General features: G+C 66.4%; 12 protein-coding genes and 1 tRNA gene. 3 read left to right on the top strand and 10 right to left on the bottom strand.

The window, feature by feature from the left end; genetic code table 11:
* The 6 genes from F3N42_RS13020 to tpiA form a co-directional block, all read right to left on the bottom strand.
* Positions 1–747 carry an NADH-quinone oxidoreductase subunit C gene (locus F3N42_RS13020; protein ID WP_150864921.1) on the bottom strand — a complete coding sequence of 249 codons (747 nt, stop codon included), beginning with the start codon at positions 745–747 and terminating at the stop codon, positions 1–3.
* A gap of 6 nt (positions 748–753) precedes the next feature.
* A complete protein-coding gene (locus F3N42_RS13015) occupies positions 754–1,293 on the bottom strand; it encodes a NuoB/complex I 20 kDa subunit family protein (protein ID WP_150864920.1) in 540 nt (179 codons plus the stop codon).
* Entirely contained in the window at positions 1,284–1,640 is a 357-nt protein-coding gene (locus F3N42_RS13010) for an NADH-quinone oxidoreductase subunit A (protein WP_150864919.1), read from the bottom strand. The genes F3N42_RS13015 and F3N42_RS13010 overlap by 10 nt, the downstream gene beginning before the upstream one ends.
* Before the next feature lie 44 nt (positions 1,641–1,684).
* Positions 1,685–1,769 (bottom strand) — tRNA-Leu (locus tag F3N42_RS13005).
* 17 nt (positions 1,770–1,786) lie between these two features.
* On the bottom strand, positions 1,787–2,248 hold the full coding sequence (gene secG, locus F3N42_RS13000) for a preprotein translocase subunit SecG (protein WP_150864918.1): 462 nt from the start codon (positions 2,246–2,248) through the stop codon (positions 1,787–1,789).
* A gap of 16 nt (positions 2,249–2,264) precedes the next feature.
* A complete protein-coding gene (tpiA, locus tag F3N42_RS12995; protein WP_150864917.1) occupies positions 2,265–3,017 on the bottom strand; it encodes a triose-phosphate isomerase in 753 nt (250 codons plus the stop codon).
* Positions 3,018–3,118: 101 nt separating this feature from the next.
* On the opposite strand from tpiA, the gene F3N42_RS12990 reads away from it, so the two are divergent.
* Both F3N42_RS12990 and F3N42_RS12985 read left to right on the top strand, forming a co-directional pair.
* Positions 3,119–3,967 carry an SDR family NAD(P)-dependent oxidoreductase gene (locus tag F3N42_RS12990; RefSeq protein ID WP_150864916.1) on the top strand — a complete coding sequence of 283 codons (849 nt, stop codon included), beginning with the start codon at positions 3,119–3,121 and terminating at the stop codon, positions 3,965–3,967.
* A 4-nt stretch (positions 3,968–3,971) separates the two neighbouring features.
* Positions 3,972–4,412 (top strand): OsmC family protein, encoded by a 441-nt coding sequence (locus F3N42_RS12985; protein WP_150864915.1) that lies wholly within the window; start codon positions 3,972–3,974, stop codon positions 4,410–4,412.
* A 42-nt stretch (positions 4,413–4,454) separates the two neighbouring features.
* Here F3N42_RS12985 and pmbA read toward each other — a convergent pair whose 3' ends face one another.
* Positions 4,455–5,816 (bottom strand): metalloprotease PmbA, encoded by a 1,362-nt coding sequence (pmbA, locus tag F3N42_RS12980; RefSeq protein WP_150864914.1) that lies wholly within the window; start codon positions 5,814–5,816, stop codon positions 4,455–4,457.
* Positions 5,817–5,827: 11 nt separating this feature from the next.
* Between pmbA and yjgA the strand changes: the two genes are divergently transcribed.
* Positions 5,828–6,367 (top strand): ribosome biogenesis factor YjgA, encoded by a 540-nt coding sequence (gene yjgA / locus F3N42_RS12975; protein ID WP_150864913.1) that lies wholly within the window; start codon positions 5,828–5,830, stop codon positions 6,365–6,367.
* A 24-nt stretch (positions 6,368–6,391) separates the two neighbouring features.
* Here yjgA and tldD read toward each other — a convergent pair whose 3' ends face one another.
* Genes tldD through rng form a run of 3 tightly spaced genes read right to left on the bottom strand, consistent with a single transcriptional unit; the run spans position 6,392 to position 13,187 of the window.
* Positions 6,392–7,834 (bottom strand): metalloprotease TldD, encoded by a 1,443-nt coding sequence (tldD, locus tag F3N42_RS12970; RefSeq protein ID WP_150864912.1) that lies wholly within the window; start codon positions 7,832–7,834, stop codon positions 6,392–6,394.
* 31 nt (positions 7,835–7,865) lie between these two features.
* Positions 7,866–11,708: a YhdP family protein gene (locus F3N42_RS12965; protein WP_150864911.1), complete on the bottom strand. Its 3,843-nt coding sequence runs from the start codon at positions 11,706–11,708 to the stop codon at positions 7,866–7,868.
* Positions 11,709–13,187 (bottom strand): ribonuclease G, encoded by a 1,479-nt coding sequence (rng, locus tag F3N42_RS12960; RefSeq protein ID WP_150864910.1) that lies wholly within the window; start codon positions 13,185–13,187, stop codon positions 11,709–11,711.
* Positions 13,188–13,203: the final 16 nt, after the last annotated feature.

Below are 13,203 nucleotides of genomic sequence, written 5' to 3'. Positions count from 1 at the left end.
TCAGTCACTCGCCTCCGCGGCGATGTCGTCGGCGGCATCGTCAGCCGCCTGGTCGATGTCGTCGGCCTTGTAGCGCGAGTCCTCGCGGATTACACGCGGCACCAGTACGCGTGGCTCGATTTCGACCGGCTCGTAGACCACGCGGCCGCGCTCCTCGTCGTAACGCACGGTGACGTTGCCGATGAGCGGGAAGTCCTTGCGGAACGGGTGGCCGCTGAAACCGTAGTCGGTGAGCAGGCGGCGCAGGTCCGGGTGGCCTTCAAAAACAATGCCGTACAGGTCAAAGGCCTCGCGCTCGTACCAGTTGGCGGAACTCCAGGTCTCGACCAGCGAAGGCACGATCGGAAAGCCCTCGTCCGGCGCAAAGGTGCGCAGGCGCAGGCGCCGGTTGTGCGTGATCGACAGCAGGTGCACGACCACGGCAAAACGGTTCTCGACCTCTTCGGCTTCGGGCTGTTCACGCCAGCGGAAACGGCCGGGACCCATGCCCTCGACACCGCGGCTGAAGCCCTCGCTGGTGGCGTCACCGGTTTCCCACTCGGTCTGGCCGTAGCCCAGGTAGTCGATGCCACACAGGTCGATGAGCTGCTCGAAGGCGAGCTCGTCGTGGTCACGCAGCGTGCGGGCGGTGTCCAGCCAGTGCTTGGCGGACACGTCCACGGTGACCAGCCCCAGGGCGTCCTGGTTGATGGTAGCGGTATCGCCAAGCAGCTCGGCTAACCGGACCTGGAATTCAGATGCATTCATGATCGATCAGCGAGCGATGGTGTTGGTGCGACGGATTTTCTTCTGCAACTGCAGAATGCCGTAGATCAGCGCCTCGGCGGTAGGCGGGCAGCCGGGCACGTAGACGTCAACGGGGACGATCCGGTCACAGCCGCGGGTCACCGCGTAAGAGTAGTGGTAGTAGCCGCCGCCGTTGGCGCAGGAGCCCATGGAAATCACCCACTTGGGGTCGGGCATCTGGTCGTAGACCTTGCGCAGCGCCGGGGCCATCTTATTGCACAGCGTGCCGGCCACGATCATGACGTCGGACTGGCGCGGGCTGGGGCGGAAAATCACGCCGAAACGGTCCAGGTCGTAGCGCGCCGCGCCCGCCTGCATCATTTCCACCGCGCAGCAGGCCAGGCCGAAAGTGACCGGCCACATGGAGCCCGTGCGCGCCCAGTTGATCAGTGAATCGAGCGTGGTGGTGACCGCGCCGCGACTCAGGATGGGGTTGGTGTCGGCATTCGGCCGCAGGATGTCATCCACGGCATTGAGCTCGACCACGCCCGGATCTGTCACTCCCATTCCAGTGCTCCCCGTGACCATTCAACAAAAAAGCCCACGATCAGCAGCAGCACGAACACCATCATCGCGATAAAGCCGTTCCAGCCAATCGTGTCCAGGGCCAGCGCCCAGGGAACGAAAAACGCGATTTCCAGGTCAAAGATGATGAACAGGATCGCGACCAGGTAGAAACGGACATCGAACTGGCTGCGGGTGTCTTCGAAGGCCTCGAACCCGCACTCGTAGGGCGAGTTCTTCTCGGCGCTCGGCCGTCGCGGCCCGAGGATTCCACCGATGGTCACCAGGATGATACCCAGCGCCATCGAAATACCGATAAACAGCAGGATTGGAAAGTACTCTGCAAGCATGTCCCGTTCCGTTTTCCGGCGCTCAACCACGCCGGGTTCAAAGATGGTGCCCAAGGCCGGACTCGAACCGGCACGGCTTTCGCCACTACCCCCTCAAGATAGCGTGTCTACCAATTCCACCACTTGGGCAATCGTAACAGCTACCGTCAGCTGTCAGTAGCCTCGTCCTCGTCAGCCGCTTCCACGGCCTCGGATTCGGTGGCTTCCGGCTCGAGCGCCGGGAGATCGTCTGCCGCGGGGGACAGTGCTTCGATGCCGGGCGACGGCAGGTCCGTGTCGGGGTCACCCATTACCGGGGTCGACGGCTCGGACTCGAGCGGCGCTTCAACCGCCGGCGCATCACGGCCGACAACACCAAGATCAGTCTCGGGCGCAGACAGGTCACGCGAAACGATGACCGCCATGACCAGGCTGATCAGGCAAAACAGGGTGGCGAGAATCCAGGTCGAACGGGACAGGAAAGAGCCCGCGCCGCGCGAACCGAAAACGGTACCGGATGCGCCGCTGCCGAACGCCGCACCGGCGGTCGCGCCGGGGCCACGCTGGACCAGGATAAAGGCGACCATGGCGATGGCCACCAACACGTGAAAAATGTTGAGTACTTGCATTTAAAACACCAATTGTTCAGGACGCGCCGCGGCAGATCCCCAGGAAGTCCCCGGCCGTCAGCGATGCGCCGCCCACCAGGGCGCCGTCAATGTCATCCCGTGCAAACAAATCGGCGGCATTGGACGATTTCACGCTGCCGCCGTACAAAATCCGAATTTGACCGCCTATTCTACCATCCAACGCCGACAATTTGTCACGTATAAATGCGTGAACATCCTGCGCCTGCTCCGGCGTTGCGGTCAGGCCGGTGCCAATCGCCCACACCGGCTCATAGGCCACCAGTGCCTGGTCAAAGGCGGCGATGCCGCAGCGATCCAGCACCGCATCAATCTGCGCGGCCACCACGGCCTCGGTTTCACCGGCCTCGCGCTGCGCCTGCGTTTCACCGATACACAGCACCGGCACCAGGCCATCGCGCTGCGCGGCCTCGAAACGCTCGGCGACATCTGCGTCGCTCTCGCCGAACAGCGTGCGCCGCTCGGAATGCCCAACCAGCACGTAGCGGCAGCCAAAATCGACCAGCATGGCGCCGGAAACCTCGCCGGTATAGGCGCCCTGCTCGTTGGGATTCAGCGTCTGGCCACCCCAGGCCACCCGTGAACCGTTTGCCATGGCCTGCACCTGCGGCAGGTATGGCGCCGGCGGAAAGACCGCGACGTCCACCGGCATGGTGTCATCCAGCCCATCGATCACCCCGCCCAGCAGGGTCTCGACCATGGACATCGAACCATGCATCTTCCAGTTACCCGCTACCATGATCTTTCGCATGCCTTTCTCCTCATCGGCTGGCCACCACTCGGCGAGGCGAAAGGATACCCGCCGACAACGGGGCTTGCCAGTCGGGCCCGGCCGCCACAGAATTCATCGTCATGAGTGATTCAACAAACAAATCCGCCGCAGACGATGAAACGTCGACCGGCTGGGCCCTGGTCACCGGCGCCTCCGCCGGCATCGGCACGGCGTTCTGTCGCGCGCTGGCCGCGCGGGGTTACGACCTGGTGCTGGTCGCCCGCCGCGAGGACCGGCTGAAAACGCTGGCCGATGAACTGAACGCTCAGTGCGGCACCCGCTGCCACGTCCTGGCGGCCGACCTGGCCGACCCCGCCGCGCCGGCCACCATCGTGGCGCAACTGATGGATGCCGGTATCGAGGTCGAGTGCCTGGTGAACAACGCCGGCTATGGCGTGCCGGGCCGGTTGGTGGAGGTCGACTGGAAGACCCACGCGGACTTCCTGCAGGTCATGGTCACCGCCGTGTGCGAGTTGTGCCGGGCGCTGATGCCCGGCATGATCGATCGCGGCCGTGGACAGATCATCAACGTCGCCTCCGTTGCCGGCCACATGCCGGGCAGCGAGGGCCATACGCTTTACGCGGCCTCGAAGGCCTTCCTGATCAAGCTGTCAGAATCGCTGTCACTGGAAGGCCGGCGCCACGGCATCCGCGTCTCGGCGCTCTGCCCCGGCTTCACCTATTCCGAGTTCCACGATGTGACGGGCACGCGCGACCGCGTCTCGACCATGCCCGGCTTCATGTGGCTGCAGGCCGACGAGGTGGCCGAGTACGGCCTGGACGCGGTACTGGGCCGCAAGCACCGGACCGTGGCCATCCCCGGCCGGGTCTACCGGTTCCTGGTCTGGCTCAACGGCGCCTGGCCGTGGCTGGGCCGGCAACTGAACCAGCGCTCCACGCACCGCTTCCGCAAATTCAACGAGGATTGACCCGATGTCCGAACACCGCGCCACGATTGACTGGAAACGAACCACCGACAGCTTCGCCTACGACGACTACAACCGCGAACACGAATGGCGCTTTGGCAGCGGCATCGCCGTCAAGGCCAGCGCCGCCCCCGCCTTCCGCGGCGACGGTCAGTCCGTCGACCCCGAAGAGGCCTTCGTCGCCGCCGTCTCGTCCTGCCACATGCTGACCTTCCTCGCCCTTTGCGCGAAGAAGCGCATCGTCGTGGACGCCTACGAAGACGCCGCCGTGGGCCTGCTGGCCAAAAACGAAAACGGCAAACTGGCCATCACCGAGGTCCGGCTGTCACCCAACATCACCTTCGCCGGCGAGGCACCCGACGAAGCCGCCCTGGCCGCACTGCACGAGCGCGCCCACCACGAATGCTTCATCGCCAACTCGGTAAGCTGCCAAATCACCACCCCCTAACTCCTCACTACTCACTACTCACCACTCACTACTCACTACTCACTACTCACCAGCCAAAGTCATCCCATCCACCACCACCGTACCAATATGCACATTGCCACGGCGATCAACATCTTCGCCAATCGCGCGGATGTTCATGAACATGTCGCGCAGGTTGCCGGCAACGGTGACTTCCTCGACCGGGAAGGCGATCTCGCCGTTCTCGATCCAGAAACCGGAGGCGCCACGGGAGTAGTTGCCGGTGACCATGTTGACGCCCTGCCCCATGACCTCGGTCACGAGCAGGCCGGTGCCGATATCGGCCAGCAGGTCGGCCTGGGTGCCACCGGCGCCGGTAAGCCGCAGGTTGTGGACCCCGCCGGCATTGCCGGTGGATTCCAGGCCCAGCCGGCGGGCTGAGTAGCTCGACAGGATATAGCCGGTCAGGACGCCGGCGTCGATAATGTCACGATCGCTCGGCGCGACACCCTCGGCATCAAAGGTGGCACTGCCGGCCGCGCGCGGCAGGAATGGCCGCTCGGACAGCGTCAACCAGTCCGGGAACAACTGCTCACCGACCGCGTCCTTCAGGAACGACGCGTTGCGGTACAGGGCCGAACCGGCGATGGCCCCGGTGAAGTGCCCGACCAGCGAGCGCGCAACTTCCGGCGCGAAGGCCACGGGGACCTTAGCGGTCGGCACGCGGCGGGCGTCCAGGCGGCGCAGCGTGCGGCGCGCGGCTTCCTGGCCGGTGAATTCGGGCGATTCCAGGTCGTCAAAGCTGCGCGTGGAGTCGTACCAGTAATCGCGCTGCATGCCCTCGCCCTTGCCGCCGACCAGCACGCAACTCTGGCTGTAGCGGGTTCCGCTGGCCTGGCCCATGAAGCCGTTGCTGTTGCCGTAGACCGACTGGCCGAAGCTGCTGGAAACGCTGCCACCCTCGGAATTGGTGATGCCCGGGTCAGCGCGACCGGCTTCTTCAATGGCCAGCGCACGGTCGATGGCGGCCTGGGCGTCCAGGTCATGGTGATGCCACAGGTCCAGGTCCGGGAACTCGGTGGCCATGCGCTCCGGGTCAGCCAGGCCGTTGCAGTTGTCGGCCTCGGTGAAGCGGGCGATTTCGACGGCACGGTCCACGCAGGCGAGCACGGACTCCGGCTCCAGGTCGGCGCTGCTGGCGTGGCCCTTGCGGCCGTCGGCGTAGACCGTGATCGAGATGCCGCGGTCACGGGTGTGCTCGATGGTCTCCACCTCGCCCAGGCGCACGTTGACGCTCAGGCCACCATGAATGCTGGCCGTCGCCTCGGCGCCGTCGACGCCGGCGCGGGTCGCCCGGCGCAGGGCGTCCTGTATGCGTGCCTCCAGTTCTTCGAAACCGGCCTTACGGTCGGCGTCCGCCTGGGCTACGCTAGTCACTTCTGACATTGATTAACTCCATGAACGAATTCGATTCCGGGACCGGCGATGAGCCGGTCAGCAAGAGCCAGCTCAAGCGCATCGCCAAGGCGCGTGTCGACCTGGGCAAGCGGCTGGCGACCCTGCCCGAGGGCGTGCTGGCGCAACTGCCGCTTGACGACGACATCCTCGAGGCCGTGCGTTTCGCGCGCTCGATCAAGTCCAACGTGGCGAAAAAACGCCAGTTTGGCCACCTGGGCAGCCTGCTGCAGCATGTCGACACCGATGCCGTGCTGGTGGCGCTGGAAGCCCGCGATGCCGACGCGCGACAACTCACGGCGCGGCATCACCGCGCGGAAGCGTGGCGTGATGTACTGCTGGAACGCGGTGACGGCGCGCTGGGGCCGCTGCTGGACGCCCGTCACGATGTCGACGCCCAGGCGCTGCGGCAACTGGTCCGCAATGCCCGGCGTGAAGCCGCGGCCAACAAGCCACCGGCCTCGGCCCGCAAGCTGTTCCGCATGCTGCGCGAACTGGACGAGGCCGAACCGCTGCCACCCACGGCCGAGCCGGCCGGCTGACGATTCACCGGCACCCGCCGGCCATCAGGAGGCGGTGCCACCGACGGTCAGCTGGTCGAGCTTCAGCGTCGGCTGGCCCACGCCCACCGGCACGCTCTGGCCGTCCTTGCCGCAGACGCCGATGCCGGCATCCAGCGCCAGGTCGTTACCGACCATGCTGACCTTGTTCATCGCGTCCGGACCGTTACCGATCAGCGTGGCACCGCGCACCGGGCGGGTGACCTTGCCGTTCTCGATCAGGTAGGCCTCGCTGGCGGAAAACACAAAACGGCCCGAGGTGATGTCCACCTGGCCACCGGCGAAGTTTACCGCGTAGATGCCCTTGTCGACCGAGGCGATGATCTCTTCCGGGTCGTGCTGGCCGGCGAGCATGTAGGTGTTGGTCATACGCGGCATGGGCAGGTGCGCGAAGGATTCGCGCCGGCCGTTGCCGGTCGCTTTCATGCCCATCAGGCGGGCGTTCATCTTGTCCTGCATGTAGCCGCGCAGGATGCCGTTCTCGATCAGCACCGTCTCGCCGGTGGGCGTGCCCTCGTCGTCGATGCTGAGTGAACCGCGTCGCGCTTCGATGGTGCCGTTGTCGACGATGGTCACGCCGTCGGCGGCCACCTTTTCGCCGATGCGGCCGGAATACGCCGACGTGCCCTTGCGGTTGAAATCGCCTTCCAGCCCGTGGCCGACGGCCTCGTGCAGCAGCACGCCGGGCCAGCCCGGGCCCAGCACCACCGGCATGGTGCCGGCCGGCGCGTCCTCGGCTTCCAGGTTCACCAGCGCCTGCCGCACCGCCTCGTCGGCAATGCGGCGCCAGCCGTCCTCGGCCACCAGGCGGCGGTAGTCGAAACGCCCGCCGCCGCCATCGCTGCCCTGCTCGCGGCGACCGTTCTGTTCAGCAATCACCGTCACGGACAGGCGCACCAGCGGCCGCACGTCGCCGGCCAGGTCGCCGTCCACCGACGCCACCAGGATGGTCTCGTGGGATGCCGCCAGGCTCACCATCACCTGGTTGACGCGCGGGTCCAGCGAGCGCGCGTAGGCGTCGATCTTGCGTAACAGGTCGACCTTGTCGGCGGCCTGCATGGATTCCAGCGGGTTGTCCGGCGTGTATAGCGCAGCCGGCTGCTTGCGCGACCAGGCCTGTACCGCCTGGCCACCACCCTGGCGGGCGATGGCGCGCGCGGCGCCGGAGGCTTCCAGCAGCGATGGCATGACGATCTCGTCGGCATAGGCGAAGCCGGTCTTGTCTCCGTCCACGGCGCGGATGCCCACGCCCTGCTCCACCGAGTGGGTGGCGTTGCGCACGCGGCCGTCTTCCAGCGACCAGGCCTCGCGGGCGGTGGACTGGAAATACAGGTCGCCGCCGTCGATGCGTGCGCCCATCAAGTCTGAAAGCACGCGGGCAAGATCGCTCTCGTCCAGGCCGCCCGGTTCCAGCAGGCGGTGTCTCGCCAGCGCCAATGCTTCGGTCATGTGTTCAATCCTGTGTGTCGGGGCCCTATACTCAGGGGCCCGGGGGTTCGGTGGTATCCGCGTCGCCGGCCGCGGTCTGCGGGGCTTCGAGCCGGGTCACTTCCGGCTCCGCCCAGGGGCCGACGATGCTGTAGCGGGCCTCGGCGGCGTTACCCAGCGCATCCCTGAGCAGGCCCTGCAGGGCCAGCCCGGCAGCCGCACCCGGGGGGCCCGCCGCCAGCGCGCCGATCACCGGCAGTGCCTGGCTCACGCCCGGCCGCACGGTCATCCGGTAGTCGAACTGCTGGTTGACCAGGTCGGTGCTGCCCTCGATCGCCAGCGTGGCCGCGGTCGATTCCATGATGAAATCATCGGTGCGGGCCACCCCACTTTCAAGGCTGATGTTGGCCCCGGCCGTGTCAAAGTTGAATCCGGATTCGAACACGTCACGGAAATCCAGCGACAGGCGGCGCGGCAGCGCGGCCACGCTGAACAGGCCCAGCACCCGCCCGGCGCCGGGTTCGGCGTCCAGCACACGGCCGTCGGTGATGGTGAAATTCATCAGGCCATTGAGTTGCGCCAGCTCGAACGCCGCGGGCGGGCCGGGCCACCAGGCGTCATAGTGAATCATGGTCTGGCCACCCTCGAGCAGCGTCGACAGTTCCATGGCGCTGACCAGGTCGCCCAGGTTCTCGGCGGTCAGCAGGATATCGAAATCGGAACGGCTGCCCGCGCCCGTGGTGACCCAGTCGCCACGTGCCTGGAAGGTCATGTGGTCGCTGGCGGCTTCCATTGACTCGATGCGCAGGCCATCGGCCACCGGGTAGGCCTCGATACGGGTTTCGCCCAGCGCCACGCCGTGGTAGCGCAGGTCCTGTACGAAAATGTGAAACTCCGGTAACTGCGTCGGGTCGCTGTCCATCGTGATGCCCTCGGACAGCGGTTTCGGCATATCGACATTGTCCATCTGCGCGGACAGGCTGTGGGTGCCGCCGACATTGGACTGGTAGCGGATATCGCCGGTGAGCCGGGCGGAATCAACCCGAACCTCTACCGCCTCGCCTGGCTGGGTGATCTGCAGGGTGGCGTCAGGAAATTCCCGGTTCATGAACACCAGCTGGTCCGTACGCAGGTCACTGGCGGCGAACCGCAGCGGCGCTGCCTGGCGGCGGTCCGGAACGGCCTCGATGATGGCGTCGAGCCACTCGTCCAGGTCCAGGCGATCGACATGGCCCGTCAGCAGCCACTGGCCGGGGTCCGGCAGGTTGGCCGGGCCCTCGTTCAGCGCCACCGCCACGCGCGTCAGCGTCTCGCCATCATCGCCCAGCTCGGCACGCAGCGAGCCCACACCGCCCAGCCGGGCGTCGATGACCCGGCGAGAAGACTTGAGCGGCCAGCGCATCTCCAGCGGCCTGACCGTGCCCACCGTCTTGGTCAACGGCGCCGGCAGGTCCATGCTGACGTCGACCAGGTCGGAATTGACATGCAACCACAGGTCCCGCTCGCCCGATTCGGGGTTCCGGTCACCCACCTCGAAGCCGACATCCCACTGGGCCATGCCCTGCAGCCGGCTGAGCATCGGCTCGTCCGCGGCCGGGGTCGCGGCCACCAACTCGGCGGCCGGGAAGTAGCCGGAGAGGTTGGCCCTGAAGGGCTGTTCGCCACCCCAGTCCGCGACCAGGTCCAGCCGCGCCGGGTGCGCCTGCCAGGTCGCCGCCAGGTCACGGCCCTCGAAGCCCGAGCGGTTGAAATTCACCCGGCCGGCCACGTTTTCCAGCCTGACCCCGGACCGGTCTTCGCTGAAGGCGTTCCCACCCAACGCCAGGCGGCCGTCCACCTGCAACTCACCCGGCGTCGAACCCAGGGGGATACGAACCTCGCCGTCGACCGACGCCGGGCCTTCGAAGGTCATGCCGTCCAGGTCCAGTTCGCTGTCGGCCAGCAGGGGCGTGGACTGCAGGAACGTGGCCAGCCTGGGCAGCGTGGTGTCGCCTTCGAAACCGATATCCAGCCGCGCGCGCTGGAAGTCGGTGATCGACGCGGTGGCCGCGGGCACCGGCACGCCACCGAAATCCGTGATCGAACCCTGCGCCGACATGCCGACGCCCAGGAACCGCAGGTCGATGTCGACGCCGCTGGCCAGGGGCCAGCCGGTATGGACCGCCAGTTCACCGCCAACGACGCTGGCACGTGCATCGAGCACGCCTTCATTGCCGCGGAACGGGAAGTCATCCAGGTCGCCACGGAGCAGGAAATGGCCCGCGTTCACCGTGCCGCCCTCGATGGCGCGATCCATCCAGGCCAGCACCGGCGGTTTCAGCAGCGCGGCGGGCCAGTAGTCGCCCAGCGCGGCGATATCCAGGTGGTCGGTGCCGACGGCCAGGTCGACAAACGGCCGACCCTCCGATTGCGTGAACCGGAGCCGGGCCTCCAGGCTGGCGGCCTCGTTGCCACCATGGCAGTCGGCGACATCAACCTGCCAGCGCGCACCCCAGGTCATATCAAACCGGCAGCCCGGTATCTCGATCAGCGCGGGTGAACGGAAATTCCGCGGCCAGTTGACCTCGACGGCCTCACCGCTGATGTGTGCGACGCCATGGCCGTTAAGCAGTGCCACCTGGCCGTTGATACCGGAGACATCCGGCCATTTGCCCCACTCCGTCGCGCTGATGTCGATCAGCTCGCCCCAGGCGCCGACAAACTTTTTATCGGCGTTAATGACGATATCGAAGTCAGTGATCTCGCCATCCGCGGCGGTGGGCACATTACGCGGCCAGCGGGCGTTGAAGTTCGCCATGATGCGCTGTGTCAGCGCCATCGGCATGGCCGCGCGCAGGTAGTCGGCGCCCACCCAGATGCCCAGCCCGTCCGGGATGTTACGCTCCACGGCCAGCGCGCCCACCACCCAGTCACGGCCACCCTCGGCGATGCGCACATCACCCAGGTCCAGGCGCCAGCGCTGGCGGTGCTCGGAACGCCACTGGAACCGGCTGTTGATGTGGTCGACGGCGATCAGGCCATCACCCTCGCCCAGCTCGACATCACGCACATCCAGCACACCCTGCATGCGTTGCGGCTGCCCCGGCGCCCACTCGCCCCAGACCTGGGCGTTAACGCGTCCGGATTCCGGCAGCAACGCGTGATCGGGCAGGCCACGGGTCAGCTGCGAAAGCAGGAACTCGCCGGTTTCTGCGTGCCAATCAATGGCGCTGACCCGGCCCTCATCGTCCAGGGCCACGACCGCGGTGGCGCCCACGTCACCCAGCACATGGCCCTGGCTGTCATCGGCGACGGCGGCCTGTACCTGCAGTGCGACCCGGTCCATCGCCAGCTGCATGCGACCGTCGACATCGACGAGTTGCAGTGCGACTCCGCGCGCCGGGTCGCGATAGGCCAGCCTGGAGGTCACCAGGGCAACCTCGCCCAGCCGCGCCAGCGTGCCCAGCCCGCCGCCGGAGCCGTCACCGCGACCACTGACACCCAACCCGGACAGCGCAAACCGCCCGTCATCACCGCGTGACAGCACCAGGTCGGCGCCGATGATGCGGAACGCGTACAGCGGCCGGTTCGGCAGCAGCACATTCAGGGGGCGGATATCCAGGCCGGCCTCGCGCAGCGCGATATCGCCATCGCTGTCGGTGCCGCCCAGCAATTCCAGGTCTCGCAGGCTGATACGGGGGCCAAAGGCCTTCCACTCACCGGTGAACGAGCCCACCCGAACTGGCTGGTTGAACTCCTCCGACAGCCAGGCCTCCAGCCGCGGCTTGAACTGCGTGCTGTAGGGCATCAGCAGCTTGCCCAGGCCAACCATAATCGCGGCCAGCAGCACCACCAGCGTCAGCGCGGTCCAGAGTATGGACCGCGCGCGTCGCCACCATATCCGCCATCGCTTCATTTACAGCAGCACCACGTCGTACTGTTCCTGGCTGTACTGGTCCTCGCGCTGGAAACGGATGGTTTTGTCCACCAGTTCCTCCAGCTCGGCGATGGTCGTTGAGTGTTCGTCCATGACCAGGTCGACCACCGACGGCGGCGCCAGCACCAGGATCTTGCTGGCCTCAAACTGGCGCCCGGTGCGCATGATTTCGCGGAAAATCTCCAGGCAGACGGTCTCGGCCGTCTTCAGCGCGCCGCGGCCACTGCACACCGGGCAGGGCTCGCACATGACATGCCCCAGGCTCTCGCGCGTGCGCTTGCGGGTCATTTCCACCAGCCCCAGGTCCGACAGCCCGGTCACCGAGGTGCGGACGTTGTCCTGCGCCAGCGCCTTTTCCAGTGTCTTCATCACCTGTTCGCGGTGAGCGGCGTCATTCATGTCGATGAAATCGATGATGATGATGCCACCCAGGTTGCGCAGCCGCAGCTGCCGGGCGATGGCCTGGGCCGCTTCCAGGTTGGTCTTGTAGATGGTCTCCTCGAGCGTGCGATGGCCGACGAAGCCGCCGGTGTTCACGTCGATGGTGGTCATGGCCTCGGTCTGGTCGATGACCAGGTAGCCGCCGGATTTCAGCGGTGTGTGCCGGTGCAGCGCCTGCTCGATCTCGTCCTCGATCTGGTACAGGTCAAAAATCGGCCGCTCGGCGTCATAACGCTCAATGCGCGTGACCCAGTCCGGCATGAAGCTGCGCACGAAACGGCAGACCTTTTCATACGTTTCGGTGTGATCGATGCGCACCCGTTCGACATCGGCATGCATCATGTCGCGAAGCGCCCGCAGCGGCAGGTCCAGGTCCTCGTAGATGCACTCGCCCGGTTTGGCCTCGCCGCGACGTTCGTTGATGGCGTCCCAGAGCTTGCCCAGGAAGGCCATGTCGGCGGCCAGCGCAAACTCGTCGACGTCCTCCGCATTGGTGCGGACGATGTAGCCCACGCGGGCGTCCGGACGCAGTTGCGACACCATGCCGCTGAGCCGCGCGCGTTCGTCCTCGTCCTCAATGCGCGTGGACACGCCGATGTGGTCGCTGCCCGGCAGCAGTACAAGAAATCTCGACGGCACGCTCAGGTTGGTGGTCAGCCGCGCGCCCTTGGTGCCGATCGGGTCCTTGACCACCTGCACCACGACCTCGGCGCCCTCGGTCACCAGTTCGGAGATCGGCCGCTCGGCCGTATCCGGCTCCGGCACCTGGCCGGTCATGCGCTCGCGGTCGACGCGGTGGATGTCCGAGGCGTGCAGGAACGCGGTGCGTTCAAGGCCAATATCGACGAAGGCCGCCTGCATGCCCGGCAGCACCCGCGACACGCGACCCTTGTAGATGTTGCCCAGGTAGCCGTAATGGGAGGCGCGGTCGAGCCAGACCTCCTTGAGCACGCCGTTGTCGACCACGGCGACGCGCGACTCCGTGGGCGTGACATTGATGAGGATTTCTTCGCTCACGGCATAGGGCTCCCGG

The organism is Marinihelvus fidelis (genome assembly GCF_008725655.1).
GTDB classification, from domain to species: domain Bacteria; phylum Pseudomonadota; class Gammaproteobacteria; order Xanthomonadales; family SZUA-36; genus Marinihelvus; species Marinihelvus fidelis.
This window is presented reverse-complemented; position numbering and strand designations above follow the sequence as displayed.

What these genes read in the sequence shown, in the direction of transcription:
- F3N42_RS13020 (WP_150864921.1), bottom strand. Translation starts at nt 747, where the DNA reads ATGAATGCATCTGAATTCCAGGTCCGGTTAGCCGAGCTGCTTGGCGAT.
- F3N42_RS13015 (WP_150864920.1), bottom strand. Translation starts at nt 1,293, where the DNA reads ATGGGAGTGACAGATCCGGGCGTGGTCGAGCTCAATGCCGTGGATGAC.
- F3N42_RS13010 (WP_150864919.1), bottom strand. Translation starts at nt 1,640, where the DNA reads ATGCTTGCAGAGTACTTTCCAATCCTGCTGTTTATCGGTATTTCGATG.
- secG (WP_150864918.1), bottom strand. Translation starts at nt 2,248, where the DNA reads ATGCAAGTACTCAACATTTTTCACGTGTTGGTGGCCATCGCCATGGTC.
- tpiA (WP_150864917.1), bottom strand. Translation starts at nt 3,017, where the DNA reads ATGCGAAAGATCATGGTAGCGGGTAACTGGAAGATGCATGGTTCGATG.
- F3N42_RS12990 (WP_150864916.1), top strand. Translation starts at nt 3,119, where the DNA reads ATGAGTGATTCAACAAACAAATCCGCCGCAGACGATGAAACGTCGACC.
- F3N42_RS12985 (WP_150864915.1), top strand. Translation starts at nt 3,972, where the DNA reads ATGTCCGAACACCGCGCCACGATTGACTGGAAACGAACCACCGACAGC.
- pmbA (WP_150864914.1), bottom strand. Translation starts at nt 5,816, where the DNA reads ATGTCAGAAGTGACTAGCGTAGCCCAGGCGGACGCCGACCGTAAGGCC.
- yjgA (WP_150864913.1), top strand. Translation starts at nt 5,828, where the DNA reads ATGAACGAATTCGATTCCGGGACCGGCGATGAGCCGGTCAGCAAGAGC.
- tldD (WP_150864912.1), bottom strand. Translation starts at nt 7,834, where the DNA reads ATGACCGAAGCATTGGCGCTGGCGAGACACCGCCTGCTGGAACCGGGC.
- F3N42_RS12965 (WP_150864911.1), bottom strand. Translation starts at nt 11,708, where the DNA reads ATGAAGCGATGGCGGATATGGTGGCGACGCGCGCGGTCCATACTCTGG.